Source organism: Chromohalobacter sarecensis, from assembly GCF_023061135.1.
Classification (GTDB): Bacteria; Pseudomonadota; Gammaproteobacteria; order Pseudomonadales; family Halomonadaceae; genus Chromohalobacter; species Chromohalobacter sarecensis.
Map to the genome: position 1 here is coordinate 1 of NZ_JAKGAN010000002.1, position 26,769 is coordinate 26,769.

Annotated in this window: 19 protein-coding genes; 15 read left to right on the top strand and 4 right to left on the bottom strand. The window is 59.9% G+C overall.

Features of this window, described 5'->3' with window-relative positions:
- From L1071_RS03000 to L1071_RS03035, 8 genes are all read left to right on the top strand, one after another.
- Positions 1-990, top strand: a 990-nt coding sequence (locus L1071_RS03000; RefSeq protein ID WP_246968547.1) for an HsdM family class I SAM-dependent methyltransferase, incomplete at its 5' end; no start/stop codon positions are given.
- Positions 987-2,450: a restriction endonuclease subunit S gene (locus L1071_RS03005; protein ID WP_246968549.1), complete on the top strand. Its 1,464-nt coding sequence runs from the start codon at positions 987-989 to the stop codon at positions 2,448-2,450. The genes L1071_RS03000 and L1071_RS03005, both read left to right, overlap by 4 nt.
- 15 nt (positions 2,451-2,465) lie before the next feature.
- Complete coding sequence (locus tag L1071_RS03010) at positions 2,466-3,425, top strand: GIY-YIG nuclease family protein (RefSeq protein WP_246968551.1); 960 nt, start codon at positions 2,466-2,468, stop codon at positions 3,423-3,425.
- Between the two features lie 19 nt (positions 3,426-3,444).
- Entirely contained in the window at positions 3,445-4,185 is a 741-nt protein-coding gene (locus L1071_RS03015; protein ID WP_246968553.1) for a DUF3800 domain-containing protein, read from the top strand.
- 235 nt (positions 4,186-4,420) lie between these two features.
- Complete coding sequence (locus L1071_RS03020) at positions 4,421-7,621, top strand: type I restriction endonuclease subunit R (RefSeq protein WP_246968556.1); 3,201 nt, start codon at positions 4,421-4,423, stop codon at positions 7,619-7,621.
- A gap of 73 nt (positions 7,622-7,694) precedes the next feature.
- Complete coding sequence (gene dsr1 / locus L1071_RS03025) at positions 7,695-11,477, top strand: anti-phage defense-associated sirtuin Dsr1 (RefSeq protein WP_246968559.1); 3,783 nt, start codon at positions 7,695-7,697, stop codon at positions 11,475-11,477.
- 277 nt (positions 11,478-11,754) lie between these two features.
- Complete coding sequence (locus L1071_RS03030) at positions 11,755-12,375, top strand: alcohol dehydrogenase catalytic domain-containing protein (protein ID WP_246968562.1); 621 nt, start codon at positions 11,755-11,757, stop codon at positions 12,373-12,375.
- A gap of 288 nt (positions 12,376-12,663) precedes the next feature.
- Complete coding sequence (locus L1071_RS03035; protein WP_246968565.1) at positions 12,664-14,769, top strand: methyl-accepting chemotaxis protein; 2,106 nt, start codon at positions 12,664-12,666, stop codon at positions 14,767-14,769.
- Between the two features lie 157 nt (positions 14,770-14,926).
- Here L1071_RS03035 and L1071_RS03040 read toward each other — a convergent pair whose 3' ends face one another.
- Positions 14,927-16,321: an aminotransferase-like domain-containing protein gene (locus tag L1071_RS03040; RefSeq protein WP_246968567.1), complete on the bottom strand. Its 1,395-nt coding sequence runs from the start codon at positions 16,319-16,321 to the stop codon at positions 14,927-14,929.
- 99 nt (positions 16,322-16,420) lie between these two features.
- Between L1071_RS03040 and L1071_RS03045 the strand changes: the two genes are divergently transcribed.
- The 3 genes from L1071_RS03045 to L1071_RS03055 all read left to right on the top strand — a co-directional run bounded on the left by L1071_RS03045 (position 16,421) and on the right by L1071_RS03055 (position 18,619).
- Positions 16,421-17,020, top strand: coding sequence for a LysE family translocator (locus L1071_RS03045; protein ID WP_246968569.1), 600 nt, complete (start codon positions 16,421-16,423; stop codon positions 17,018-17,020).
- Positions 17,021-17,159: 139 nt separating this feature from the next.
- Positions 17,160-17,405 carry a hypothetical protein gene (locus tag L1071_RS03050; RefSeq protein WP_246968571.1) on the top strand — a complete coding sequence of 82 codons (246 nt, stop codon included), beginning with the start codon at positions 17,160-17,162 and terminating at the stop codon, positions 17,403-17,405.
- A 224-nt stretch (positions 17,406-17,629) separates the two neighbouring features.
- Positions 17,630-18,619, top strand: a complete 990-nt coding sequence (locus L1071_RS03055) for a TerC/Alx family metal homeostasis membrane protein (RefSeq protein WP_246968573.1) — start codon at positions 17,630-17,632, stop codon at positions 18,617-18,619.
- Between the two features lie 28 nt (positions 18,620-18,647).
- Here the strand turns inward: L1071_RS03055 and L1071_RS03060 are convergent, their stop codons facing one another.
- Entirely contained in the window at positions 18,648-20,222 is a 1,575-nt protein-coding gene (locus L1071_RS03060; protein ID WP_246968576.1) for an alkaline phosphatase family protein, read from the bottom strand.
- Positions 20,223-20,342: 120 nt separating this feature from the next.
- Here L1071_RS03060 and L1071_RS03065 point away from each other — a divergent pair, with 120 nt between their 5' ends.
- From L1071_RS03065 to L1071_RS03080, 4 genes are all read left to right on the top strand, one after another.
- Positions 20,343-22,112 carry an SLC13 family permease gene (locus tag L1071_RS03065; RefSeq protein ID WP_246968578.1) on the top strand — a complete coding sequence of 590 codons (1,770 nt, stop codon included), beginning with the start codon at positions 20,343-20,345 and terminating at the stop codon, positions 22,110-22,112.
- Positions 22,113-22,206: 94 nt separating this feature from the next.
- Positions 22,207-22,881, top strand: coding sequence for an alpha/beta hydrolase (locus L1071_RS03070; RefSeq protein ID WP_246968580.1), 675 nt, complete (start codon positions 22,207-22,209; stop codon positions 22,879-22,881).
- Positions 22,881-23,522, top strand: a complete 642-nt coding sequence (locus L1071_RS03075) for a DUF938 domain-containing protein (protein ID WP_246968583.1) — start codon at positions 22,881-22,883, stop codon at positions 23,520-23,522. The genes L1071_RS03070 and L1071_RS03075 overlap by 1 nt, the downstream gene beginning before the upstream one ends.
- Before the next feature lie 121 nt (positions 23,523-23,643).
- The gene (locus L1071_RS03080; RefSeq protein ID WP_246896994.1) at positions 23,644-23,886 is read left to right on the top strand and encodes a hypothetical protein; all 243 of its coding nucleotides are present in this window, start codon (positions 23,644-23,646) and stop codon (positions 23,884-23,886) included.
- 160 nt (positions 23,887-24,046) lie between these two features.
- Here the strand turns inward: L1071_RS03080 and L1071_RS03085 are convergent, their stop codons facing one another.
- Together L1071_RS03085 and L1071_RS03090 are read right to left on the bottom strand one after the other, a co-directional pair.
- A complete protein-coding gene (locus L1071_RS03085; protein WP_246968586.1) occupies positions 24,047-25,459 on the bottom strand; it encodes a PhoH family protein in 1,413 nt (470 codons plus the stop codon).
- Positions 25,460-25,689: 230 nt separating this feature from the next.
- Positions 25,690-26,598: an NAD-dependent epimerase/dehydratase family protein gene (locus L1071_RS03090; RefSeq protein ID WP_246968589.1), complete on the bottom strand. Its 909-nt coding sequence runs from the start codon at positions 26,596-26,598 to the stop codon at positions 25,690-25,692.
- Between the last annotated feature and the right edge of the window lie 171 nt (positions 26,599-26,769).

Genomic DNA, 26,769 nt, shown 5'->3' on the forward strand with positions numbered 1-26,769 from the left:
GTGAGCAAGATGCGTCCGCGGCAGGAGGGCGGCTCACGCATCGGCATCATCCTCAACGGCTCGCCGCTGTTCACCGGCGGTGCCGGCAGTGGGGAATCCGAAATTCGCCGCTACCTGCTGCAGCACGACCTGGTGGAAGCCATTGTCGGCCTGCCCACGGACCTGTTCTACAACACTGGTATCGCCACCTATGTGTGGATTCTCTCGAATAATAAGCCTGCCGAACGCCGTGGCCAGGTGCAACTGATCGATGCCACCGGCCGGGCCAGCAAGATGCGCAAGTCGCTCGGCAGCAAACGTCAGTTCGTCGCTGATCGTGATATCGAAGAGATCGTGCGGCTTTACGGCGCTTTCAAGGAAAACGAAGAGAGCAAGCTATTCCCAGTGGAAGCCTTCGGCTACCGCCGTATCACCGTCGAGCGTCCGCTGCGCCTCAACTTCCAGGCATCTCCTGAGCGCCTGGCTCGTCTCGATGAGGAGAAGTCGATCCAGAAACTCGAAGGGGATGAGCGCGAAGCCCTCAAGGCCGCCTGTGCGATCCTTGATTCAGAACAGCGTTGGACTAATCGCGACGCCTTTATCAAAGCACTTAACGCCGCGCTCAAGGAAGCAGGGCTCAAGGTCGGCGCGCCGGTGCACAAAGCCATTCTCAACGCGCTTTCTGAACGCGACCCCGAGGCCGACATCTGCCTGGATAAGAAGGGCAACCCCGAACCCGATACCGGCCTGCGTGATAACGAGAACGTGCCGCTGGACGAGTCGGTGTTCGACTACTTCGAGCGCGAAGTGAAGCCCCACGTGCCTGACGCCTGGATCGATGAGGAAAAGCACGACCCGCTGGACGGCCGCATCGGCATCGTCGGCTTCGAGATCCCCTTCAACCGGCACTTCTACCAGTTCACGCCGCCGCGACCGCTGGAAGAGATCGACGCCGACCTCAAGACCTGCACCGACCGGATCAAGCAGATGATCGAGGAGCTGTCGGTATGACAAATTTGAACAGGTACGAAGTGACTGGCCAGGAGGGTGAGGACAGGGATAGCCTGAGTACTTTTTCAAGCTATCCTAAATACAAGGATTCCGGTGTCGAGTGGCTGGGGGCGGTGCCGGCGCATTGGCAAGTTCAGCCACTGAAGACACAGTTTCAGGTTGTCGGAGGTTCAACTCCGAGCGCAGACGAAGAGTACTGGGGTGGTCAAGTAACTTGGGTCACGCCTGCGGATCTGAGTTCATTGCCATCGCTTGAGGTGGGCGCTTCTGCTCGTCAGATCACCGCAAAAGGCCTTGCCTCATGCGGCGCAACATTGGTTCCCTCGGGTAGTCTCGTTCTTTCAACGCGAGCACCGATTGGCTCGTTGGCGATTGCCTCCGTGCCGCTTTGCACCAACCAGGGATGTAAAACACTAGTTCCTGCCAGAGGAAAAGAAGCACGTTTCTTTGCGTACCTTTTGCGCAACTGCACTCAGGCGTTGAATGTTAGGGGAAAAGGGACGACGTTTCTTGAGCTATCCGGGGATGAACTTTCCTCATTCAAGGTCACGGTTCCACCCCAAAGCGAACAGGCGATCATATCGCATTTCCTCAACCACGAAACCGCTCGCATTGACGCCTTGGTGGAGGAGCAACAGCGCCTGATCGAGTTGCTCAAGGAGAAGCGCCAAGCGGTGATCTCCCATGCCGTCACTAAGGGGCTGGACGCCAACGTGCCGATGAAAGATTCCGGAGTGCAGTGGCTGGGCGAGGTGCCTGAGCATTGGGAGGTGATCAAGCTTGGTTTAATTGCTTCTGAGAAGTGTGATGGCCCATTTGGCTCCGCGTTGAAGTCTGAGCATTACACTGATCATGGCGTTCGTGTTATTCGCCTCCAGAACATTAAATCAGGACGCTACAATGATTCTGACTCTGCTTACATAGACGAAGGATATTACAATAGATCGATAGCCAAAAGTGATGTCGCTTCTGGAGACGTGCTTATTGCAGGCTTGGGAGATGAGCGAAATATTGTTGGGCGAGCATGCGTAGCACCCTTTGGGATAGAGCCCGCTATGGTAAAAGCGGATTGCTTTAGATTTCGCCTTATCCAGGATACAGCTTCCCCTGAATTTGTTGCAGAGCAACTTTCATCAGGTGCAGAGGCGGATGCCGGGGTGATGGCATCTGGCTCCACTCGTTCGCGCATACCATTATCAACCATGAGCACAAGGAAAGTTGCATTGCCTCCGATGAAAGAACAGGTGGAGATATGTAAGCATTTGAGAGATGTAAAGAATGCTTTTGATTTGCTATCCAGAGAGGCAAGCTTGGCTATAAAGCTTCTTGAAGAACGCCGCTCCGCTCTGATCTCTGCCGCCGTCACTGGCAAGATCGATGTGCGCGGTTGGAAGGCTGAACAACACTCCGAGCAGCCTGAGGTGCTTATGGCCGCCGAGGAACGTGTCACTTACGCCTAATAATAAGGAACCAAAATGACCCAAGGACGCAGCATTCGGCTCTTTCTGGTGGACGGTGCCCCCAACGGCCTGCTTACCGCCGAGATCATGAATTGGACTGGCCACGTGCTCACCGGGCCGCGCAGCAAGCTGAGCGAGTTGGTGCAGCGTCCCGAGTGCGGGCGCACCGGTATCTATTTTCTGGTCGGTACGGACCCCGATGGCGACCTGAGGCCCCTAGTCTACATCGGTGAAAGTGACGATGTAGCAACGCGGCTGAAACAGCACAATCGGCCGGAGGAAAAAGGGGGCAAGGATTTTTGGGAAAAGGTCTGTCTCGTCACGAGCAAAGACCAGAACCTGACCAAGGCTCACGTGAAGTTTTTGGAAAGCTTGCTGATCCAAAATGCCGGTGCCATGGGACGCTGTAAGCTGGCCAATGGCACGGCGCATGACTATATCGGTCTGCCAGAATCCGACCGGGCTGATATGGCATTTTTCATGGAGCAGATTCGTACGGTATTGCCCGTCCTCGGTCTGGACTTTCTGCGCAGCACCGCGAAGCCTTCCTCAAGCCAACAGTCGGAGCCGTTCACGTCAGCGCAACCTGAAACGCACACGCTGGCTGAGGTGGAAAATCCCCGCCTGAAAATGGAAGTCAAGAAACACAATATCGTGGCCTTTGCGCAAGAGCTCGATGGTGAGTTCGTCGTCCTCGAGGGCTCCCTGGCCAGGGACGAATGGATCGACCTAAAACATAACTATCGCCACCTCTATAAGCAGCTCTGCGATGAAGGTGTGCTCGTGGACGACGGTAATGGCTTCAAGACGTTCGTTCGCGACTATGGCTTCACGAGCCCCAGCCCAGCCGCAGCCATCGTTGCAGGGCGAGCCGCCAACGGCCGTATGGACTGGAAGGTAGAGGCGACGGGGCAGTCTTATGCTGACTGGCAGGATCAGCAGGTGAGTGCTGTGGTGAACGAGGAAATCGAATAACAAGAATAGGGAAATAGGAATGGGAGCTTTTGGAGAATATATCGTATACGTAGATGAAAGCGGGGACCACGGCCTCAGGAATATCAATCCTGATTACCCTGTTTTTGTCTTGGCATTTTGTATCGTGCATAAGCAAGATTACCTGGCTCAGATTGTGCCCAAGATACAGGAGCTGAAATTTCGTTATTTTGGGCATGATATGATAGTTCTTCATGAGGCTGAAATACGTAAGGCAAGGAAGCCGTTTGATATTCTTCTTAACCCTAATGTCAGGCGTGACTTCATGGGTGATTTGTCGGGAATTATAGAAAGCTCCCCTTTCACGTTGATAGCCAGCTGTATTGATAAAGTCCAGTTTTCATACAAGCACGGTGTTGATGGAAACCCTTATCATGTTGCGATGGAGTTTGGTCTAGAGCGCGTTTTCATGGAGTTGCAAAGGCTTGGGCAGCGTGGCCAACTAACTCACGTTGTATTTGAGCAGAGGGGACTGCAAGAAGATCAGGCTCTTGAGCTGGAGTTCCGTCGTATTATGGACCGGTCTCGGATGGAAGGCTTGGCAGATACCCTAGATATCGTTATGGCCAGCAAGAAAGTGAATTCGGCGGGCCTGCAGCTAGCCGATATGGTGGCACGTCCCATCGGCCGCCACCTGTTGAATCCTGAACAACCCAACCGGGCTTTCGAGATTCTGGATGGTAAATTCCGTCGTAGCCGGTCAGGTCAGGTTAAAGGCTGGGGGTTAAAGGTATACCCGTAAAAACAAGAGGCCCCGACGCATTCGCCGAGGCCTCTTGCCGATCGGGCATTCCCAATCCATGCCTACATGATAGGCACTCGGGCGGTGTATGGCAATCAAGACAGAGCCATTAGATAAGGTTCTGTTTGCCCTTCACCGGCACGCCACATACGGTTAAGTTTTGTGAAGCTCACGCTGGCGGGGTAGGCTCTAAGCATGCGCTAAGAAAGTAAAGAATGATTTGTGGGGAGCACGCATGGCGGACAGCCGGGAACACCGATTCCAGCAGGACATTATCGAGGCCATGGTGGCTGGGGGCTGGCAGGTCGGCACCGCTAGCGGCTATGACCGTGTCACGGCGCTCTACACCGAAGACGTGATCGCCTATCAGCGGGAAGCGTGGCCCGAGCGTTGGGACAAGTTCTGCAAGGCCAATCCTCGTGCGTCGGAGACGGTGCTGATCCAGAAGGTCGCCCGCGAGCTGGATCGGGCCGGCACTCTGGAAGTATTGCGCCATGGCTTCAAGGTGCCGGGCGTGAAGCTCGATTTGTGCAGCTTCCAGCCCGATCACGTCATGAACCCGGACTCGCTCGCCCGCTATCGCGCCAATCGCCTGCGCGTAGTGCCGGAGGTCTCCTACTCCCCGCATGCCCGAGAGCAAGGCAAGGGCGGGCAGGCCTATAACCCCCGTCTCGATCTTGTTCTGTTCGTCAACGGCATTCCCACGGCGACGCTGGAACTCAAGAGTGCGTTCAAGCAATCCGTGGAGAACGCCAAACGCCAGTATCGCTTCGACCGCCCGATAAAGGACCCGGTTACGCGCAAGGCTGAGCCGCTGCTTACCTTCAAGCGTGGTGCTCTGGTGCATTTCGCCGTCAGTCAGGATGAGGTCGCGATGACAACCCGCCTGGCTGGCGATCAGACCATGTTTCTGCCCTTCAACAAGGGCACCGAGGAAGGCGGTGCCGGCAATCCTCCGCCCGCTGACGAATACCGCTACGCGACGGATTATCTCTGGCGGGACGTGCTGCAACCCAATGCCTGGCTGAAAGTTCTGGGGCGTTTTCTGCATCTGGAGAAAAAGACCACCGAGGATTTCCACGGTCGTCGCCAGACCAAGGAAACGCTGATCTTCCCGCGTTATCACCAGTGGGAAGCGGTCAACCAGTTGATTCACGCCACGCGCGAGGAGGGCCCCGGTGGGCGCTATCTCGTGCAGCACAGCGCGGGGTCGGGCAAGTCCAACTCTATCGCCTGGACGGCTCACCAACTGGCCAACCTCTACGCCGATGACGGCACGAAGCTCTTCAATTCGGTGATCGTCGTCACCGACCGCACCGTGCTCGATAGCCAATTGCAGAACACCATCTATCAGTTCGAGCACGCCCACGGTGTGGTGTGCCCCATTACGCGTGATACCGGCAACCAGAGTAAATCCGAACAGCTCGCCGACGCTTTGGCCAGCAATACGCGCATCATCATCGTCACCATCCAGACGTTTCCGGCGCTCTTCGATGCCCTGGACAAACGCCCTCAGCTCGCCGAGGGCCGCTACGCGGTGATCGCCGACGAGGCTCATTCCTCGCAAACCGGCAGCTCAGCCAGCAAGCTCAAAGCGCTGTTGGCCGCTGCGGGGGAAAACGTAGAAGACGATGAGGAAGTCAGTTCAGAAGCGCTGATGGATGCCGCCGTGACCGCCCGCCGCCCTAGCGAGCGCATCAGCTATTACGCGTTTACCGCCACCCCCAAGGCCAAGACGCTGGAGCTATTCGGCCGTCCGCCCGATCCGACACTGCCCGCAGGTGACGACAACAAGCCCGAGCCGTTTCACCTCTACTCGATGCGCCAGGCTATCGAAGAGGGCTTCATCCTCGATGTGCTCAAGAATTTCGTCACCTACAGCACCGCTTGGAAGCTGGCTCATCCGGCGGCCGACGCGCAGGAGGTGGAGTCCAAGAAGGCCTCTCGGACCCTGGCGCGCTGGGTGCGGCTGCATCCCCACAATATCTCGCAGCGGGTGGAGATCATCGTCGAGCATTTTCGCGCCAATGTGCGCCATCTGCTCGATGGCCAGGCCAAGGCCATGGTGGTCACCGCCAGCCGACAAGAGGCCGTACGCTATCAGCTGGCCATGCGCGATTACATCGCCGATAAGGGCTATAAAAACGTGCATCCGCTGGTGGCGTTCTCAGGCGCCGTCGCCCCGGATGAGGTGATTCCCGAGGAAGTTACCGAGACCAGCCCCCATCTCAACCCCGACCTCAAGGGGCGCGATCTGGCGGACGCCTTCGATACCGAGGACTACAACGTCATGATCGCCGCCAACAAGTTTCAGACCGGCTTCGATCAGCCCAAGCTGTGCGCCATGTACGTGGACAAGAAGCTCCAGGGCGTGGACTGCGTACAGACTCTCTCGCGGCTCAATCGGTTATACCCCGGCAAGGAAACCTTCGTCCTCGACTTCTACAACGACGCCAAGGATATTCTCGATGCCTTCGCGCCGTATTACCGGCAGGCCGAGCTGGAGGGCGTCTCCGACCCTCAGGTGGTTTTCGACCTCAAGCGTACCCTGGATGCCGCTGGCATCTACCACTGGCAGGAAGTCGATGCCTTCGCCAAGGCTTTCTATGACCCCAAGGCGCCGGCTTCCAGCCTCAGCTATTACTGCCAGCCCGCGCAGGACCGTTTCCAGAAGCGTTATAGCGCGCTGCTCGACCAGATCGACACCTGGACCGAGGCACGCCAACAGGCCGAGCAAAACGGCGATGAAAAAGGCCGACTACGCGCCGAGCAGGAGCTAAAGGACGCCGGGACCTCCCTCGACGAGCTCGATCTCTTTCGCAAGAACCTCACCAGCTTCGTGCGCTCCTACGAGTTTCTCAGCCAGATCATCACCTTCGACGATCTCGAACTGGAACAACTGTGCGTTTACGCCAAGCATCTCCAACCGCTACTGCGGAGCGAGCGACTGACGGACGAAGATCCGGTCGATGTCAGTGAACTGGAACTGACCCACTACCGCATGACCAAGCGCGCCGAACAACAGCTGAAGCTGGAAGTCGCCGAGGGGAAGCCGCTCAAACCCGGTACCGACGTCGGCTCCGGCAAGCCCCATGACCCCGAGAAACAACGCCTCGCCGAGATCATCGACCGCCTCAACGACCTCTATGGGTCTGAAGTCAGCGACGACGACAAGCTGCACTTCGCCAACGGCATCGCCGACCGCATCGAACGCGACGAAGCGGTAATGGACCAAGTGCGCAGCCATAGCGAAGGCCAAGTGATGCACGGCTTGTTCCCGAAGAAGGTCACCGACGCCGTACTCGACGCCATGAACGATCACGAAAAACTCAGCATGCCGCTGCTGGAGAATGAGGAAACGGGGCGGGAGTTTGCCTTGTTAATTCTGAAGCTGCTGGCGGGGAGGTCAGGGCGAGGTGAGAATTTAGGTAAATAATTGGCTAAATAACAGGGAGCTGTATACGACTATGTTTTTCTCAATTGCGCCCAACTAAAGGTTTAGCACTCTTATGCAGTTCGTTGGTCACGGCCCAGACATCCCTGAACGTCTCCTGCAAGCGCATGAGGACGGTCGCGTGGTGTTCTTTTGCGGCGCAGGGATCTCATACCCAGCGCGTCTTCCGGGCTTTTCCGGGTTGGTTGAAAAGCTCTACACGGCCCTTGCTACCACTCCCAATGCAGTGCAGAAGGCCGCGATGAAAGCGGGGCAGTTCGACACTGCAATCAGTCTGTTGGAAGCGGATATTGTCGGTGGACGCGAGACTGTGCGCCGGGCCTTGGCGGGCATCCTCACACCAAACCTGACCGCCCCCAATGCTACAACGACCCACGAAGCTTTGCTGACGTTGGGCAAGTGCCGAAATGGACAGACTCGACTCATCACCACGAACTTCGATCGCTTGTTCGAGGAGGTGATTACCGTGAAATCGCTGCTGGTCGAGCGGTTTCAGGCACCGCTTCTGCCGGTGCCGAAGAACCGCTGGGATGGACTGGTGTATCTGCATGGCTTGCTTAGCGTCAAGCCTTCTGTAAGCGAGCTGGATCAGTTGGTCGTTTCCAGTGGTGATTTCGGATTAGCCTACCTCACCGAGCGTTGGGCGGCCCGTTTCGTCGGTGAATTGTTCCGCAACTACACCGTCTGTTTCGTCGGTTATAGCATCAACGACCCGGTGTTGCGTTATATGATGGATGCGCTAGCCGCCGACCGACTGCTCGGCGAGTCGCCTCCAGAGATGTTCGCATTTGGTAGCTACTCCAAGGGTAAAGAAGAGGAGCGGGCTAACGGGTGGCGAGCTAAGAACGTTACACCCATCCTCTATCGCGAGCACAATCGCCACGCTTATCTACATAAAACCCTGCGAGTCTGGGCCGAGACCTACCGGGACGGGGTACGCGGCAAGGAGCGGATTGTCGTTGAGTGTGCAATGGGACGCCCACTGACAAGCACCCGGCAGGATGACTTCGTAGGTCGACTTTTGTGGGCGCTGAGCGATCCGGGCGGTCTACCCGCCAAGCGTTTTGCCGAGCTTGACCCAGTGCCGCCACTGGATTGGCTGCAGCCTTTGAGCGAGGATCGCTATGACTACTCGGACTTGCGCCGCTTCGGAGTTACACCGAAGACGCCTGCGGATGACAAGCTGACCTTCAGCCTAACCTGCAGACCCGCGCCTTATCTTCTGGCACCATCGATGTGTGTCGTCGATGCCGGTGCGCGTGGCAGCAGTTGGGACGATGTGATGCGCCACCTAGCACGATGGCTGATCCGACATCTTGACGACCCAGCAATGTTGCTATGGCTAGCCAAGCGCGGTGGTCAGCTGCACGATGACCTGATCTGGTTGATTGAACACCGTCTGGATGAGTTGGCCAAGCTAGAGCACGATGATAATAGCGTCGAGTTGGCGTGCATCCGTGAGAGCGCACCCAACGCCATCCCCGGCCCTCTGATGCGCACTCTGTGGCGACTACTATTGACCGGGCGCTTGAGATCCTGGCTGCACGACTTTGACCTATATCGCTGGCGTGACCGCTTCAAGCGCGATGGGCTCACTACCACCTTGCGTTTTGAGCTGCGCGAAACGCTGACGCCACGCATATCGCTACGTGAGCCCTTTCGCTGGCCTACGAAGGACAGGGATGGCGAGGAGCCAACGCGCATCAGGGACCTAGTGGAATGGGAGCTGGTGCTATCAACAGACCACGTTCATTCAGGGTTGGGTGACCTGTCCAAGGATGAGCGTTGGACCGCCGTGCTGCCAGAGCTACTGTCCGATTTCAGTGCCTTGTTGCGCGACGCGCTCGATCTGATGCGTGAGCTCTGCAGCGCCGACACCCAGAGCGATTTATCCTACATCCACCAACCCTCGATCAGTGAGCACCCGCAGAACCGAGACTTCCACGATTGGACCGCATTGATCGACCTTACCCGGGATGCCTGGCTGGCCACGGCTGCTCAGACTCCTGAGTGGGCGGCGCTCGCGGCAGAATCCTGGTGGTATACGCCTTACCCGCTATTCCGGCGCCTCGCCTTCTTTGCCGCGGCACAGGGTAACGTGATACCCCATCGACGCGCACTCGACTGGTTGCTAGCAGATGATCACTGGTGGCTGTGGTCGGTGGAAACCGAGCGAGAAGCGATACGGCTGTTAGTCACTCTGGCGCCGCAGCTCGATGAAGCGATGCTAGAAGAGCTTGAGTCAGCCATCCTTGCTGGACCACCCCGCATCATGTTCGAGGACGATATCGAGCCTGAGCGCTGGGTGCGAATCGTGGACCGGGAGATCTGGTTGCGACTGGCCAAGGTCGTTGAAGCAGGAGTGATGTTGGGTGACGCTGGCCATGAGCGGCTGAACGGATTTGCCGATCAGTACCCAGACTGGCAATTGGAAGCAGATCAGCGCGACGAGTTTCCTTATTGGGTGGGCGATGGTGATGAGTGGCGTAAATTTATTGCCACCCCGTCTAGACGCCGCGAGTTGGTCGAGTGGCTCAAGCAGAATCCTACCACCGATCACTGGCAGGAAGATGACTGGCGGCAGCGCTGCCGTGACAACTTTGCCACTACCGCTTGTGCTTTATGTGCATTGGCCAAGGAAGGCGAATGGCCGACCGACCGCTGGCGCGAGGCATTGCAGGCGTGGTCAGAGGAAAACCTTGTCAAACGCTCTTGGCGCTATTTGGCCCCAATTCTGGCAGATTCACCGACTGAATTTCTGCAAACGCTTGCCTGCGGTGTCAGTTGGTGGCTGCAAGCCATCGCGAAGACGTTCGAAGGTCAAGAAGCACACTTCTTCACGCTCGCTCGTCGTATCCTGGCGTTAGATCATCAGGATGCCGTCGATACCGATGAACCCATCATGCGCGCTATCAATCATCCCGTGGGGCATGTGACGGAAGCGCTCTTGCGCTGGTGGTACCGAAGACCACTGGAAGATGGGCAAGGCCTGCCATCAGAGATCAAAGCTACGTTTACTAATCTTTGCGATATTCAGGTCGACAAGTTCCGGCATGGACGCGTTTTGCTGGCAGCCCATGTCATTGCATTATTCCGCGTCGACTTGGAATGGACGACGCAACATTTGTTGCCGATGTTCGACTGGAAGCGCGCTGAGGCCGAGGCGCTCGCTGCTTGGGAGGGCTTCCTGTGGTCCCCGCGCCTATATCGGCCCTTGATGGAAGTACTCAAGCCGGCATTTCTTGACACGGCACGTCACTATGGAGCATTGACCAAACACGACGGTCAATACGCATCGCTACTGACATTCGCAGCTCTCGACCCGAGTGATACATTCACCGCATCCGAACTGGCTGGAGCTACTCGTTCACTCCCTCAGGATGGTTTGCACGACTCAGCGAAGGCCCTAGTAAGAGCATTGGAAGGAGCGGGCGAACAACGTGCTGATTACTGGAGCAATCGAGTAGCTCCCTACCTTCATAACATCTGGCCTAAAACACGAGACAACATTTCACCAGCCATTGCGGAAAGCCTTGGCCGCCTGTGCGTCGCGGCTCAAGATATGTTCCCTGAAGCATTGGCGATGCTCCGTGCCTGGCTGCAACCACCGGCTCACCCAAACTTTTTGGTGCATAGGCTTCATGAGGTTGACCTTTGTACCAGGTTTCCGGAGCAGGTATTGGACTTCCTTAGCCTAGTGATAGATGACCAAGCTCAGTGGCCACCTCGTGACCTTGGAGCTTGCTTAGAAGCGATTCGCACAACCACGCCTGAACTAGAGGCTGATCCACGCTTTGAGCGGTTAAAAGTGTATTTGCGTCGATACGGGAGAGGATGAGTTGGATTTCACGATGCTGGATATGTCTCTCAAGCCTACTGATTCCAAAGTACTGTACCTTTATCTCAATTACGGTTGCTTGTCCTTTAACACCAGTATCTCTTTGACTTAAAAGCGAACTCATACCCCCAGCCAGCTTACCTAGCTACCCCCACCACCCATTCCCTTCGCCGCAATCGCGGAAACATGACCCCAATCAATCTCTTTTCCTCGGCCCTTTCTATACTCAGTCGGAGTGCCTGCCGAGTCGCGGTGGGCGTGACCCGTGGAGGTCGAGATGAAAGCGCTTGTCTATGAGGGAGTGGGGCAACGGGCCTGGAAGGAGAAGGAGCGGCCGGGGATCGAGCAGCCAACGGATGCCGTCGTGCGGGTGACGCATACCACTATTTGCGGGACCGATCTGCACATTCTCAAGGGCGATGTGCCGGCGGTGACGCCGGGCCGTACCTTGGGTCATGAGGGTATCGGAATGATCGAGGAGGTCGGCGGGGGCGTCAGCGGTCTCGCGGTCGGCGATCATGTGCTGATCTCGTGCATCACGTCGTGCGGGCATTGTGATTTCTGCAAGCAGGGTATGTACGCGCATTGCCGCGATGGCGGGTGGATTCTCGGTCATAAGATCGATGGTACCCAGGCCGAGTATGTGCGCATCCCGCATGCCGCCAACAGCTTGTATCGATTGCCGCCGGGGCTCGCGCCCGCCGCAGCGCTGATGCTGAGCGATATCCTGCCCACCGGCCACGAGATCGGCGCGTTGAACGGCGAGGTCAGGCTGGGAGATACCGTCGCCATCGTTGGCGCGGGGCCCATCGGGCTGGCCGCTTTGTTGACGTCACGCTTCTATTCGCCGGCGCGCATCATCATGGTCGACCCCGACGAGAACCGCCTGAGCGCTTGAGCGCACTCCGCTTCCGCAATCTTTCCTAGGTGGGACCGTAGGGCTCCTCTTGACCGCGAACCCGAAAGCGCCGGCTTTCCACTCCATCTCTAAAGTTCATACCTGACATGCCGATACGCGTGGCATGGGGCATCGATTCCATGCTCCTTCCCGTTCGAATCCTATCCCAAACGAGATCGTTTCCATGTTGTCTTGCTTGCCCATGTGCTACCACGTGGCGGGTGGTGCCGTATTGGCGTCGCTTCCTGCATGTATCCCCACCGAGCCGTCACGGCGGGAGGTGTGAGCATGCATTTCAAGTCGATCCGCACTCTCGTCGCGACGCTCGTCGGGGCTTGCATCGTGGTGCTGGTGGTGGCCTTGGTCGGCTATGCCACCTTTGCTAACTCTCGTTCGATGACCTTCGTCGGTGACCAGACACGCGAATTGCTCGAGCAGAACATCGAGCAGCGTCTGGACGCTGTGGCGTCGACCCAGGTCGAGCGGATCAATACCCGGTTGACCCAGGCGCTGGGCCAGGCACGCAACTTGGCTTCACTTAACGAGCTGATGGGGACGGATGAGGGTGTCTCGCTGACCCGCAATGAGCTGTCGAATGTTGTACGCGACACGGTGACGGAAAATCCCGACTTGCTGGATGCCTTCATCGGCTGGGAGCCCAACGCCTTTGGCGATGACAGCGATTACACGGGGCGTGAAGACGCAGGCTATGGCCCCAATGGCCGTTTCATGCCGTGGTGGTATCGCACCGCCGATGACGAGCTCGAGGTGCTGACTCTGGCACTGAACGACCGCCAGGGGTTACAGACGCCCAATGAGCAAGGCGTTCGCAAGGGCGAGTACTACCTGTGTCCGCAGGAAACTGGCCGCACTTGCGTCATCGATCCGTACTATTACGACTACGGCGGCGAACGCAAGTTGGTCACTTCCTTCAACGTACCGGTCCAGGTCGACGGTGAATTCCGCGGCGTGGCCGGTGTGGACTTCGACGTGGATTTCCTGCAAGGCTTGCTCACCGAGGCCAATCAGGGGCTCTACGACGGCGCAGGGGACATGGCGCTGGTGGCTTCTCGCGGTGTGCTTGCCGCAGCTACCCAGGCGTCTGACTCATTGGGCCAAGAGGCTTCTGACGCTCTCGACGAATCGATGCGCGAGCCGCTGACCGCAGCCGCGAACGGCGAAACGATCTATCGCTTCGACGAGGCGGCCGGGCGCTTCGAGATCTATCGTCCCTTCACCATCGGCGACTCACCGGCCTCCTGGGTGCTGACGATTCGCCTGCCGGCCGATGTGGTCATGGCCGGGGCCAATAATCTTCAGGGCGATCTCGAGGATCAGCGCCAGGCCGATATGATGGGCATGATTGCGGTGGGTGCGGTGATCGCGGCGCTGGGCTTGGTGGTGAGCTGGTTGCTGGGCGGCAGCTTGGCGCGGCCGTTGCGTCAATTGGCCGGGCGCATGCGCGATATCGCTTCCGGCGGCGGTGATCTGACCCAGCGCTTGCCGGTGCGTGGGCGTAATGAGATCGCCGAGCTGGCGACGCAGTTCAATGCCTTCGCCGACAAGATGAACGACGTATTGCTGGAGGTGCGCGACAGCAGTGATTCGGTCCGCGTGGCGTCGTCGGAGATTGCCTCGGCGAGCCAGGACCTCGCCGGCCGCACGGATACCACCGCCTCCAGCCTGCAGGAAACCTCGGCCTCGATGGAGGAATTGACCAGTACCGTCTCGCATACTGCGGATTCGGCGAGCCAGGCCAGCGGCCTGGCTGAGTCGGCTAGCCAGTCGGCGACACGCGGTGGCGAGGTCGTCGGGGACGTGGTCAGCACCATGGACGAGATCGAGACCGCTACGCAGCAAGTCGCCGAGATCGTCACCACCATGGATGGCATCGCCTTCCAGACCAACCTACTGGCTTTGAATGCCTCCGTGGAGGCGGCGCGTGCCGGCGAGGAAGGGCGTGGCTTCGCGGTGGTCGCCAGCGAGGTGCGTCAGCTCGCCACGCGTAGTGCCGAGGCCGCCCGCGAGATCAAGTCGCTGATCGATAACGCCTCGAGCAAGACCCACAGCGGCGCCGAACTGGCACGCGGCGCGGGCACCGCGATGAATGAGATCGTCGAGGGCGTGGCACGCGTCACGGACGTGCTCAACGAGATCAGCGCCGCGACCAGCGAGCAGCGTGACGGCATCAGCCAGGTCAACGTCGCGGTGACTGACCTGGACAACATGACGCAGCAGAACGCCGCCATGGTCGAGGAAAGCGCTACCGCCGCCGCTGAGCTCAAGGGGCAGTCGCAACGCCTCGCCGAGACGGTGGGGGCCTTCACCCTGCGCGAGCGTGGCCAAGGCGCGAGCGAGCCCGCCGCTTTGCCTGACGCCTCCCGCACGAGCTGACGCATTACGGCAATGTGCCCTGATGAAAAGCCGCAAAGCCGCCGGTATCAACCGGCGGCTTTTTCATTTTGCAGGGAGGAGCGACTTGCTGGGGGTGTGAGTATCACGAATATCATGCATGAGTGCCGAACCGTTGTCCGGCACTTGAAACATGAGCTTAAAGGGTCTGCCAGGGCGAGGCCGGTACCTCTGCGAGGACCTCGTCGATGATCGTCAATGCTTGCGCTAGCGATTCTCGGTCGATGGGCGGCCCTAGACACAGCCGCAGGGCTTGGGGCGCTGGCTCGCTTCCCATGCAGAATGGCTCAGGGGTAGAGACCTTGACGCCGCGTCGTGCCAGCAGGATCTGCAACTCGCTGCTACGCCGCCCTGCGGGGAGTGGCAACCAGAGTATCGACGAGCCCTCGTGGCTTAGTGGTTGATAGGCAGCCAGGCGTTCCAGAGCCAATTCGCGGCGGGCGGCCAGCTCACCGATCTGCCAGTGCAGTAGTTCTCGACTGCCAGGGTCCTCCATCCAGTGGCAGGCCGTCTCTACCATCAGTGGCGGCGCCATCCAGCTCTGGGCGCGGATCGCCGTTCCCAGGCGTTCCAGGAGGCGTTCTGGCGCTGTAAGACTGCCGACGCGTAGCCCGCCGGTCAGTATCTTGGAGGTGCTGAAGATGTGCAAGGTGCGCTCCGGGGCCAGCGTGACGAGTGGCGTGCCACGATTGGCCACCGGCAGATACTGCACGGCGTCTTCGATCAGCCAGATGTCGTGCTCGCGGGCCAGGGCCACCAATTGCTTGCGGCGTGTCTCATCGAGCTGGGCGCCTGTCGGATTGTTGAGGTCCGGCGTGGTGTAGAGCACTCGCGGTGGCTGTCGAGCGCATAGCCTGGCCAGGGCATCGACGTCCAGGCCGTTGGCGTCCATTGGCACTGCCATCAGGCGTAGATGGGCTTGTTGGGCAGCGCAGATGAACCCGGGGTAGGTGAGGGTATCGCTCGCAACCAGGTCGCCTGGTTGAGAGAGTACCTGCAGTGCGAGCTGGATGCCGTGCTGGCCACCCTGCGTAATCACCAGCCGACTTGGATCGTCGGGGAAGCCGAGGCTACCTTGCCAGGCGGCGATTCGCGCGCGCTGAGTCTCGTTGCCGGCCTCGGGCTGATACTCCGTGGCGGCCTGGAGGGCGCTGGGCGAGGCGGTGATGTGCTCGAGCGCACGTTGCAGGCCTTGGGTTCTTGACGGATGGGGTGGCGGTAGACTCATGCCCATGTCGATCATGCCCCGGTCGAGTGGCTGGCCGGCGCGAAAGCTGGTAGGGATTTCCTCGATCGAGCGACGCACATAGGTACCGCTGCCAACTCGGGACTCTACCCAACCCTGATGATGCGCCGTGGCGTAGGCGCGGGTAATGGTGCCGATGGTGACGCCCAGGCGATCGGCGAGCTGGCGCTGGGGCGGTAGCTTATCGCCAGGGGCGAGCTCGCCACGTTCAATTCCTTGGGCGATGGCCTCGGCGATACGCCGGTAGCGTGGGCCGCCTTCAGGCAGCTCGGGTGTCCAAATTGTCATGGTGACAATAAAACCTTTGACGCCTTTATTGTACTCATTATTCTCAATATATCCGGTAAATTGAAACCATTAATTTAAAATTGTAGGGGTACAATCAAGATGGAGACCTTGGCCGCTCTTGGGCCCGCCGCCCTGTTCATGATTTCCATGAGCATCACGCCAGGCCCCAATAACGTGATGCTTACTGCATCCGGTGCCAATTACGGCTTCCGACGTACCTTGCCGCATCTGTTAGGCATCCTGGGCGGGTGCTTCCTGTTGTTCTCGGGCGTGGCGTTAGGCCTGGGAATGATCTTCGAGCGCTTTCCGTTGGTACAGACGTCGCTGCGGGTGATCGGCAGCCTCTATTTGCTGTACCTCGCCTGGGGGATTGCCACGGCGCCACCACCCCGCTTCGGCGATACCCAAGGGCGGCCACTTAGCTTCTGGCAGGCGGTAGCTTTCCAATTCGCCAATCCCAAGGCCTGGGTCATGGGCTTGACGCTAATGGCGAGCTTTTTGCCCGAGGATGGCAATACCTTGATCAATGCGTTCGCACTGGCGGGAGCGGCCGAGCTCGTGGCTTTTCCTTGTATCGCGCTATGGGCAGGCTTTGGCATGGCCATTGGTCACTGGCTCAAGGGACCGCGCGCCTGGAGAGTGTTCAACGTGACCATGGGGGCGCTTACCGCCGCCTGTGTGATCTTTATACTCGGCTGAAGATTGGTGAATTCGCTAAAGCGTGTCATGCGACTGCACCGATTTGACGCATGGCGGAACTTCGTGACTTGCACTAAAGTCGTATAGAGAGCCGTGAGTCACAAGCAATACGCGCGAATAAGCGAGTGGAGGTCACGAGATGATTACCAAGGATGATGTGGAATTGGCGCGGCATGCGCCGTGGTTGGAAACCCCGCGTGTGGATGACACCAGCCCCGAAAACAGTGCGTTGTTCACGATCGGGACCATCATTGAGTCGCAGGTGCGCGAGGCGAGACGTCCGCTGCGTGACGTCGTCGATGAAATGGCGCGTCGCTTCGCGCCCTGGGGACTGGATTCACGCCTGGCGGAAACGGCCTATCGCTACGTGCATTGCTGGGGGTGAGGTCATCAAGGCATGCCGCCGCGACGATAAACGTTGCGTTGCGGTAGGCCTAGTCCCACAATGCGCCGCAGCGGAAGGGGAGTATTCCCGAAGCGGGTCGCCAGGCCCGTACCTTCGCGCTGTCATCGTCAGCACGGGCGCAACGCCCCGGTGACAGCGGCTCGGCACTCATGCCAAGCGGGAGAGACCTTCGGCAACGTTGACCGTTGACCGGAGGTAGACCTATGCACGTCCCCCTGTGGGTATGGCTGGCCACTGTGGCTGGCATCACCGCGCTGTTCGTTTTTGATTTCGTCTTTCACGTTCGCAAGCCGCACGAGCCGAGCTTCAAGGAAGCGGCGGCATGGTCGTGTGTGTTTATCGCCATCGCTATGGCATTCGGTGCCGGGCTCTGGTGGGTGTGGGGCGCACAGCACGGCGCGGAGTATTTTGCCGGCTTTATCACCGAGAAGAGCCTGTCGGTGGATAATCTGTTCGTGTTCGTGATCATCATGAGCAAATTTGCGGTGCCGCGTATTCACCAGCAGAAAGCGTTGCTGATCGGCATCGTCATCGCCCTGGTCATGCGGGGTATCTTTATCGCCGTGGGCGCGGCGGCGATCCACCAGTTCAGTTGGGTGTTCTATATCTTTGGTGCCTTCCTGCTGTGGACGGCCTACAAGCTGGGCAAGGAAAGCTTCGAAGACAGCGACGAAGAAGAGGAATACCGCCCCAATCTGGCGGTGCGGCTGGTGCAGCGCTGGTTGCCCGTTACCAATGAATATCACGGCAAGAATTTGCTGGCGAAAGTCGACGGCAAGCGCGTGGTGACGCCGCTATTCATGGTGATCGTGGCGCTGGGCTTCACCGATCTTTTGTTCGCTCTGGATTCCATCCCGGCCATCTATGGGCTGACGCGTGAGCCGTATATCGTCTTCACGACCAACGCCTTCGCGTTGCTGGGACTGCTGCAGCTCTATTTTCTCCTCGGTGGCTTGTTGTCACGTCTGGTCTACCTGGGACTGGGGCTGTCGGTGATTCTGGGCTTCATCGGCGTCAAGCTGGTCCTCGAGGCCTTGCACGAGAATACGCTGCCATTCATCAACGGCGGCCATCCCATCGAGTCGATTCCCGAGATCCCCATCTGGTTGTCGATGACCATCATTGTCGGCGCGCTGGTGGTTACGGGGGTGGCGAGCTTGCTCAAGGACCGCCACGACCGGGCGCGTGCCTGATCGCATAGGCGGCCCGCTGTAAGCTTCTCTAGTCGGTGGCGCCGTAAAACTGGTGCAGCAGCTCGCGTAGCTCGTCCATCGAGCGCGCGGGCGTGTCGCGTCCAGGCTGCATCCCGCGTTGGAATCCGTGCTCGAGGAACGGCGCGATCAATGCGGGGTCGCCACTGATGATGTGGATGGGCACTTCGCGGTTGGGGGTATCACCCAGCATGCCGGGTGCGGCCTGATGATCGCCAAGCAGAATCAACAGAGTGTCGTCGTTCACGTAGCGCTCGGCGTATTCGCCGGCGACCGCCAGCGAATACGCCAGCGCCGGGCCGTAGCGTTGCCGCATGCCGGCGTTATCTCCCCAAAGCTCGAGAAAGTCGCTGCCTTCGCCTTCCCAGCGCGCGAAGGCTTCGCCGTCGTCGAGTTCGTCCCAGGCCAGCGGTTCGATCACCGGCACCCAGGGCGCATGGCTGCTGATCAGGGCTAGTTCAGCGAACAACGGTTCGCGATGTTCGCGGCGTGCCTGGCGTAGGCGATGCCAGACGAACTGGTCGGGTATCGTCACCCAGCCCAGGCGCGGGCCGCGATAGTCGAGCCGCTCGTCGTCATGAATCTCGTCATAACCGAGTCGCCGTCCTGCGGGCCAGTCCCGGTAGATCGCCGGCATCATGGCGACGCTGGTGTGGCCGGTTTGTTCGAAGTCGTCGATCAAGGTGGCGCGAGGGCTTTCGAGAAAGAGGTCGTAGCGCAGTGTGGAGTCGACCCACAGCCCGCTGAGTACACTGGCATGCGCCAGGCGTGACTGCCCGCCAAGCGTGGGCGAGGCAACCCGGCCGCTGGCCACGCTGAGCCCGGCTTGCGCGAAGGCCTCGGCCATGGCGTCGAGTCGGGCGTTCACCGGCTCGGCGAAGGGCTCACGTTCGAGCGCAGCCATGCCGTAGGATTCCACGAACGCCAGAATGACATCGGTCTTGGCGAGGCCGGGCAAGGGCTGACCGTCCGGCGCATCGAGCGGGGATTCACGCTCGGACAGGCGCTCGTCGAAATCACGTAACGAGGCACGGGTCTCGTAGGCGCGGGTGGCCTGCTCGGTGAGCAGTGTAATGCCAGGCGTACCGACGGGTGCCATGTCGCGCCACAAACCGAGAAGTGCCAGTCCCACGCCGAGCACCAGCGTGCCCCAGGCGCAGCGGCGTGGCGTGTCAGGGCGAAGCAGCGTCGCCAGCAGATGGCCCAAGCCGAGGCCGATGGCCAGCAGCGCCAGGAGCGTCGCGAGCACCACTGCGATACTCACTGGCAGGCCTAGATTGTCGCGCAACAACTCCAGCAGGATCGGTACCTGTGAGGGGTCGAGATAGAGGTTGAGCGGCCGGCCCTGGATCTCCTGAGTGATCGTGTCGCCCAGCGCACAGATCAGCGCCAGCACGATCAACGTGGCACTGCCGTACGCCAACAGCCGGCGCGGCAGGCGCTTCCGGGGCCACAGGCTCAGAATGCCGACCAGCATCAGGCCTTCCAGCGCCAGCCAGGGCATGGCGGCGACGCCTAAGCGGGGGATTGCCGTAGCGATGAGCGCGGCATTGACGAGTAGTAGTGTCAGCCACCAGCGAACCATGGGCGTTCCTTGTCTGTATAGATCAAAAAGTGTCTAAGACCATTCCCACAAATAACTTCCGGGAATATTCGTGGTTCGTCACAATGCGGGCATCGTATCTCTTGTCAGGACACTGGTGGTATGCCGTTCGATGCTTGGCTGACGTTGGCCATTGTGGCCGCGTCTTTTCTGTTGATGGCGACGAGTCGCCTCGGCCCGGACGTGATTCTCATGGGCGCGGTGATCGCGCTGTTCGGCACTGGCATCATCAACGCCGACGAGGCCCTGGCCGGCTTTTCCAACACTGGCCTTTTCACCGTGGCCTTCATGTACATTCTCGTGGCCAGCATACGCGAGACGGGCGGCATCGACCTGCTCATCCGCTATGTACTGGGGCGACCGCGCCGTGAGCTAGGGGCTCAGGCACGTCTGCTGCTCCCGGTAGCGACGACAAGTGCCTTTCTCAACAACACCCCGGTGGTGGCGACGTTTCTGCCTGCGGTGCTGAGCTGGAGCCGGCGGCTGCGTTTGCCGGCGCATCGCTTGCTGATGCCGCTGAGCTTTGCCTCGATCCTGGGCGGTACCTGCTCGCTGCTTGGTACCAGTACCAATCTGGTGGTCGATGGACTGCTGCGCGAGCGTTATCCCGACCAGGCTCTGCATCTGTTCGATATTGCCTGGATAGGCGTCCCGGTGGCTCTGGCGGGGCTAGCGTACTTGATGCTGGTAGGGCGCTGGTTGTTGCCCAAGCGGCGCACGGCGGCGGATGTATTCGAGAATCCGCGCGAGTACACCATCGAGATGCAGGTCGACCCGCAAGGCCCCATCGTCGACAAGAGCGTCGAGGAGGCGGGGCTGCGCCATCTCGAGGGCTTGTTCCTGGTCGAGATCGAGCGCGAAGGTAACGTCGTCTCGGTGGTGGGGCGCGGCGAGCGGCTCAAGCCCAACGACCGGCTGATCTTCGCCGGGACCACGGACGCGGCGGTGGAACTGCAACAGATACGCGGTCTGCGGCCTACCGGGCAAGGCCCGTCGAGTCTCAAGAAATCCTTCGCCGAGCGGCGTCTGGTCGAGGCGGTGGTTTCCGAGCAATGCCAGTTTCTGGGACGACGCCTGCGCGAGGGGCATTTTCGTACCTTCTATGGCGCCTCGGTGCTGGCGGTGTGCCGCCATGGCGAGCGGGTATCCGGCAATCTGGGGCAGATCCAGCTACAGCCGGCGGACGTGCTGCTCATGGAGGTGCGCCCGGCGTTCATCGAGCGCCATCGCCAGTCGCGGGATTTCCTGCTGATCAGCGAGCTCAACGGACAGGCGCGCCCGCACCACGAGCGTGCCTGGGTGGCGTGGTCGATCATGCTGGGTGTGGTCGCCCTGGCGGCGTTCGGCGTGTTGAGCCTGCTCAAGGCGGCGATGCTCGGCGCTGCTCTGGCGCTGATAACCGGTTGCTGCACGATTAGCGCGGCGCGGCGGGGACTGGATACGCAGGTGTTGCTGACCATCGCCGCCGCATTCGGCCTGGGGGCGGCGATGGAAAGCTCCGGCGCCGCTGCGGCGCTTGCCCAGGTTGCCCTGGCGCTGGCCGATGGCAATCCGTATCTGTTGCTGATCGGTACCTATCTGGTGGTGGCGTTGTTGACCGAGATCGTCACCAACAATGCGGCGGCGGTGATCAGCTTTCCCATCGTGACCGGCGCCGCGCAGCAACTCGGCGTGGATATCATGCCCTTCGTGATCGTGGTGATGTTCGCCGCCTCGGCGAGCTTTTTGACCCCCATCGGCTATCAGACCAACTTGATGGTCTATGGGCCCGGCGGATATCGCTTCGGCGATTATCTGCGTGTAGGCGGCGGGCTGAGCGTGCTGGTCGGCGTAATGACGTTGGCGTTGGTTCCGCTGGTCTGGCCGTTCTAGATCCCGTCAACATTGCCACTGACATGGACAGCCAGGGCCGTTTTGCACATCCTGAGCTTTTATATCTTCGAGTGCCTTTCAAGGAGCCGAGCCGATGGCCGATTCTTCGCCACTGATCATCGAACCCCGCCAGCGTGCCGCTGATGCCACGGTAATCCTGCTGCATGGGCTGGGCGCCGATGGCCACGATTTCGAGCCGCTGGTGCCGACATTGCCACTGGCGGATGATCTGGCGGTGCGCTTTATCCTGCCGCATGCGCCGCGTCTGGCGGTGACGGTGAATGGCGGTATGCAAATGCCGGCGTGGTACGACATCCTCGACATGAATCTTGGCCGGCGCATCGACGAGGCACAGCTCAAGGCGTCGGCGGACAGGGTGCATGCGTTGATCGACGCCGAGATCGCCAAGGGCATCGACAGCCGCCGCATCATCGTGGCCGGGTTCTCGCAGGGCGGCGCGGTGGCCTATCACGCGGCACTGACCTATCCCCAGCCGCTGGCGGGTCTGCTGGCGCTGTCGACCTATTTCGCCACGGCCGAGTCGATCCAGCTCAGCGAGGCCAATCGCGCACTGCCTATCGAGGTGCATCACGGCAGCTTCGACCCGGTGGTGCCCGAAACCTTGGGCCACGAGGGTGCCGAACGGGCGGAAGCGCTGGGCTACGCGGTGAATTACCGTACTTACCCCATGCAGCATGCGCTGTGCCCCGAACAGATCGAGGACATCGGGCGCTGGTTGAACGCACGTCTCGGTGCCCAGGAGGCGTGATGCAGACGATGGAAACGCCCGAGCCCGGCGACGGCGTGCGTCTTTCCACGCCTGCCGCGAAGCGCAATCGCGCGCCTATTCTGGCGCTGCTGCGCGAGGTGCTGCCCGCCTCGGGACGCGTATTGGAGATCGCCAGCGGTAGCGGCGAGCATGGCGTGTATTTCGCCGAGCATCTTCCCGCGCTCACTTGGCAGCCCAGCGACCCGAACGAACGTGCGCGGCGCTCCATCGCTGCCTGGCAGCGTCACGCGGCGCTTGCCAATCTGCGCTTACCCCTGGCGCTGGATGTGATGCAGCCCTGGCCCGATGACGCCGGTGAACCCACGGCCATGCTGTGCATCAACATGCTGCATATCTCGCCATGGGCGGCGACCCAGGCGTTGCTGCGCGAGGCAGGGCAGCGCTTGCCTGAAGATGGCGTGCTTATCGTCTACGGTCCCTTCATGCGCGATGGCGAACACACCGCCGCGAGTAACGCGGCCTTCGATGCCGACCTGCGCCAGCGCGACCCCGCCTGGGGCATTCGTGCGCTGGAAGACGTCGAGGCCGAGGCTCGGCTAAACGGTCTTGCGTTGCAACGCGTCGAGGAACTGCCGGCGAACAACCTGGGCGTGGTCTTTCGGCGTGCGGCGAACGCTTGATTTCTCGGCCCTGGCCCCAAACACTGTGGATAGACACATGGATAGATAGACATATGGATCGCGAGGGTCGCGGCACAAAGCGGCGCTCGTTCCGCCACTGCAGGATCATGGAGGAAAGGCGATGAACGAAAATTTTTCCGTCGATTTGCGTTTGCCCAAGGGATGCCCGAATTGCGGCAGCCACAAGGTGACGGTCTCCCAGGCGCAACAACCTGACGATATCGTGTTCTGCAGCTCGTGCAACACTGAGATCTGCGATTATCAGACCGCTAAGCAAATGCTCGACGAGATGCCGCGCAGCGAGAATGAACAGCTCATCGAGGATGTGGTCAACAACCGCAAGCCGTCCTCTACCGAAGAGTAGTCCCACGCTGATGTGGCGTATTCCCACGCCCGTCAAGTGAGTCGTCAAGACGGTTGTAACGTTGGTTGTAACGTCAGTGGCAAAGAGCGCGCCCCGGCCTTTTGGTCGGGGCGCTTTGCTTGGCGAAGGATAAAAGGAGCGCTGCGTTAGCGAAGCGTTATCAGAGCAGTTCCTCGGCGGCGAGGGCGAGGCGTGAGCGTTCGACGCTTTTCAGCGTCACGTGGCCGGCATGCGGCCAGTCGCGGAAGCGTTCCACGGCGTAGGCCATGCCGCAGGTGTTGGCGGTGAGGTAGGGTGTGTCGATCTGCCCGACATTGCCCAGCAGCACCAGCTTGGTATTGCGCCCCGCCCGTGTGATCAGTGCCTTGAGTTGCTTGGGTGTGAAATTCTGTGCCTCGTCGATGATCAGGAAAGTATCGCTCAAGGTGCGCCCGCGCATGAAGCTCGGCGAGCGGATCTGCACGCGGGAGCCGATCAACTGGCGGGTGGCGCCGTCGTTCCAGCTCGAGCTGCCGTGTTGTTCGTCGCGTAACAGGTTGTCCATGTTGTCGTGGAAGGCGCCCATCCAGGGCGACATCTTTTCTTCCTCGGTGCCGGGGAGGAAGCCGATATCCTCGCCCATGGGGATCGGCGCGCGGGTGAAGACGATACGCTCGAAGTGCTTGCTATCCAGGGTTTGTTGGAAGGCCGCCGCTAGGGTCATGTAGGTCTTGCCGGTCCCGGCGTTGCCGGCGATGGTGACCAGGTCGATCTCGGGGTCCATCAGCAGGTTGAGGGTGAAATTCTGGCGGCTGTCGTGGGCGTGTACGCCCCATACGCCGTCATGATGACGGTAGTTGGTCAGCAGTTGCAGCGTGGCGCGGTGCGGCGCGAGCGAGCGTACGATGGCCTCGAAACCGGCGCCGTTGTCGCTGTCCGAGACCAGCATACCGACGTGCCAGTCCTTGGGTAGCTCGCCCGCGAGGTGGTAGAAGGTGCCCTTTTCGGTGCGCTCGACATCGACCTCGACGTTGAGCCGATCCCACAGCCCGCGTCCTTCCTCGCCGGCCTCGGCGTAGACCTTGGCGCCCTCGATCATGGCGTCGAGGTCGTCGAAGGCGCGGTCGTTGAGGTAATCCTCCACCGGCACGTTCAGCGCCGCCGCCTTGACGCGCAGGTTGATGTCCTTGGTGACCAGGATCACCGAGGCATCGGGGCGCTCGTCACGCAGGAGGCAGGTCTCGGCGAGCAGGCGGTTATCGGGGGAATCGACCAACGGGTCGAGTGTCTTGAGGTCGGTGTAGCACAGAAAACGCAGGCGGCCGCTGGGGCCGTGACTCACCGGTAGCGGAATGCCCTCTTGAATTTGCTCGGGAGTGAAGCGAGAGGTCAGGTCGGACAGGGTGCGGCTGATTTGCCGCGCGGTCTGGGCGATTTCACGAATCCCATTCTTGTGCTTGTCGAGCTCCTCCAGCACCGTCATGGGGATGACGACATCATGTTCCTCGAAGTGGTACAGGGCTGCGGGGTCATGGATCAGGACATTGGTATCCAGTACGTAGAGCCGGGTCGCTTTCTTGTCGAGTCTCACCATCGGGGGAAGCACTCCTTGGTTAACGGCTTCTCCGACCCTGACAGGATGATGTTGCGCCCCTGTGGCGTCCGACTCACCCTGGCAGCGTCGCCTGCTAAACAGTCCGGTCGAGGTGGGGTGTCGGGCATTCTCCTTTGTGTGTTGCATGACTCAAGCATGGCCGAGCGACCAAAAATTGCAATTTTTGAGACGCTGGTAGTTCTCGTACAGAATCTAATGCTCAACCGATGCTATTTGTTTCGCGGGTCGGCGACATAATGCCGCCACGCATGTTCTTCACGGAAACCGAGTACGTCGCGGATCTTGCGATTCGAGTACAGCGCCTCGTGTTCGCCTAATTCGCGGGTCACGGGTACTTCGGGATAGAAGCGTTCGATGATCTCCCGGGTGGTCAGATTGACGGAATTATCGTCGTTGCCGGCGTTGAAGATCTGATAGCCCAGGCCGTCGGTGGTTAGGCAACGATCGACGATCTGGCCGAGATCGCGCGCGTCGATGTAGCAGAAAATATTGCGCCGCCGCAGTGATGGGTCGGCGAAGTAAGCGGGGAAGTTCGCGGTGTATTCGTGGGGCTCGATGACGTTGCCGATCCGCAAGCCGTAGATGTCGACCCCCGAGCGCTTCTGGAAGGCTTTTGCGGTGCGCTCGTTGACGACTTTGGACATGCCGTAGCTATCCATCGGTTCGGTCGGATGCTCCTCGTCCACCGGTAGCACCTGCGGCTGAACGACACCGTCCGCAAAACAGATGCCATAGGTGGTCTCGGACGAGGCAAAAACGATCTTGCGAATGCCGAGCTTTACGGCGGCTTCGATGACGTTATAGGTGCCCAGCGTGTTGACGCGAAATGTCTCGTTATCCGGCTTGATGAGAATGCGCGGGATCGCAGCGAAATGCACCACGGCATCGAAGTGCGGGACGCCGGTGCCCGGCTCCAGTTCGTCCAAGGCGGCATAGCTGCTCAACGCGTTGAACATCTGACCGCTGTCGGTGATATCGGCGATGATGTTATCGACGTCGGGATGGTCCAGCGGCGTCAGATCGACGTTGACGACCCGGTGACCGCGCTCCAGCAGATAGGACACGACATGTCGGCCCGCCTTGCCGCTACCGCCGGTAAACAGAATACGTTGGGTCATATCGCTCCTCCTCGAGATCGGGTCAATATGCACTGTACTGCATGGTAGGTAGGAATTAGTAGGTAAGAATTAGTCGGTGGAGTGGCGCGTGATGTATCGCGCCACCCCGGACGGCGCAGGCATTTATGCAGTGTTTCCCTAAGAGGGTGTTTACAAAACAGGCGAGCGAAG

Bases quoted from the DNA above. Each gene is read 5' to 3' on its own strand.
- L1071_RS03005 (WP_246968549.1), top strand. From the start codon at position 987: ATGACAAATTTGAACAGGTACGAAGTGACTGGCCAGGAGGGTGAGGAC.
- L1071_RS03010 (WP_246968551.1), top strand. From the start codon at position 2,466: ATGACCCAAGGACGCAGCATTCGGCTCTTTCTGGTGGACGGTGCCCCC.
- L1071_RS03015 (WP_246968553.1), top strand. From the start codon at position 3,445: ATGGGAGCTTTTGGAGAATATATCGTATACGTAGATGAAAGCGGGGAC.
- L1071_RS03020 (WP_246968556.1), top strand. From the start codon at position 4,421: ATGGCGGACAGCCGGGAACACCGATTCCAGCAGGACATTATCGAGGCC.
- dsr1 (WP_246968559.1), top strand. From the start codon at position 7,695: ATGCAGTTCGTTGGTCACGGCCCAGACATCCCTGAACGTCTCCTGCAA.
- L1071_RS03030 (WP_246968562.1), top strand. From the start codon at position 11,755: ATGAAAGCGCTTGTCTATGAGGGAGTGGGGCAACGGGCCTGGAAGGAG.
- L1071_RS03035 (WP_246968565.1), top strand. From the start codon at position 12,664: ATGCATTTCAAGTCGATCCGCACTCTCGTCGCGACGCTCGTCGGGGCT.
- L1071_RS03040 (WP_246968567.1), bottom strand. From the start codon at position 16,321: ATGACAATTTGGACACCCGAGCTGCCTGAAGGCGGCCCACGCTACCGG.
- L1071_RS03045 (WP_246968569.1), top strand. From the start codon at position 16,421: ATGGAGACCTTGGCCGCTCTTGGGCCCGCCGCCCTGTTCATGATTTCC.
- L1071_RS03050 (WP_246968571.1), top strand. From the start codon at position 17,160: ATGATTACCAAGGATGATGTGGAATTGGCGCGGCATGCGCCGTGGTTG.
- L1071_RS03055 (WP_246968573.1), top strand. From the start codon at position 17,630: ATGCACGTCCCCCTGTGGGTATGGCTGGCCACTGTGGCTGGCATCACC.
- L1071_RS03060 (WP_246968576.1), bottom strand. From the start codon at position 20,222: ATGGTTCGCTGGTGGCTGACACTACTACTCGTCAATGCCGCGCTCATC.
- L1071_RS03065 (WP_246968578.1), top strand. From the start codon at position 20,343: ATGCCGTTCGATGCTTGGCTGACGTTGGCCATTGTGGCCGCGTCTTTT.
- L1071_RS03070 (WP_246968580.1), top strand. From the start codon at position 22,207: ATGGCCGATTCTTCGCCACTGATCATCGAACCCCGCCAGCGTGCCGCT.
- L1071_RS03075 (WP_246968583.1), top strand. From the start codon at position 22,881: ATGCAGACGATGGAAACGCCCGAGCCCGGCGACGGCGTGCGTCTTTCC.
- L1071_RS03080 (WP_246896994.1), top strand. From the start codon at position 23,644: ATGAACGAAAATTTTTCCGTCGATTTGCGTTTGCCCAAGGGATGCCCG.
- L1071_RS03085 (WP_246968586.1), bottom strand. From the start codon at position 25,459: ATGGTGAGACTCGACAAGAAAGCGACCCGGCTCTACGTACTGGATACC.
- L1071_RS03090 (WP_246968589.1), bottom strand. From the start codon at position 26,598: ATGACCCAACGTATTCTGTTTACCGGCGGTAGCGGCAAGGCGGGCCGA.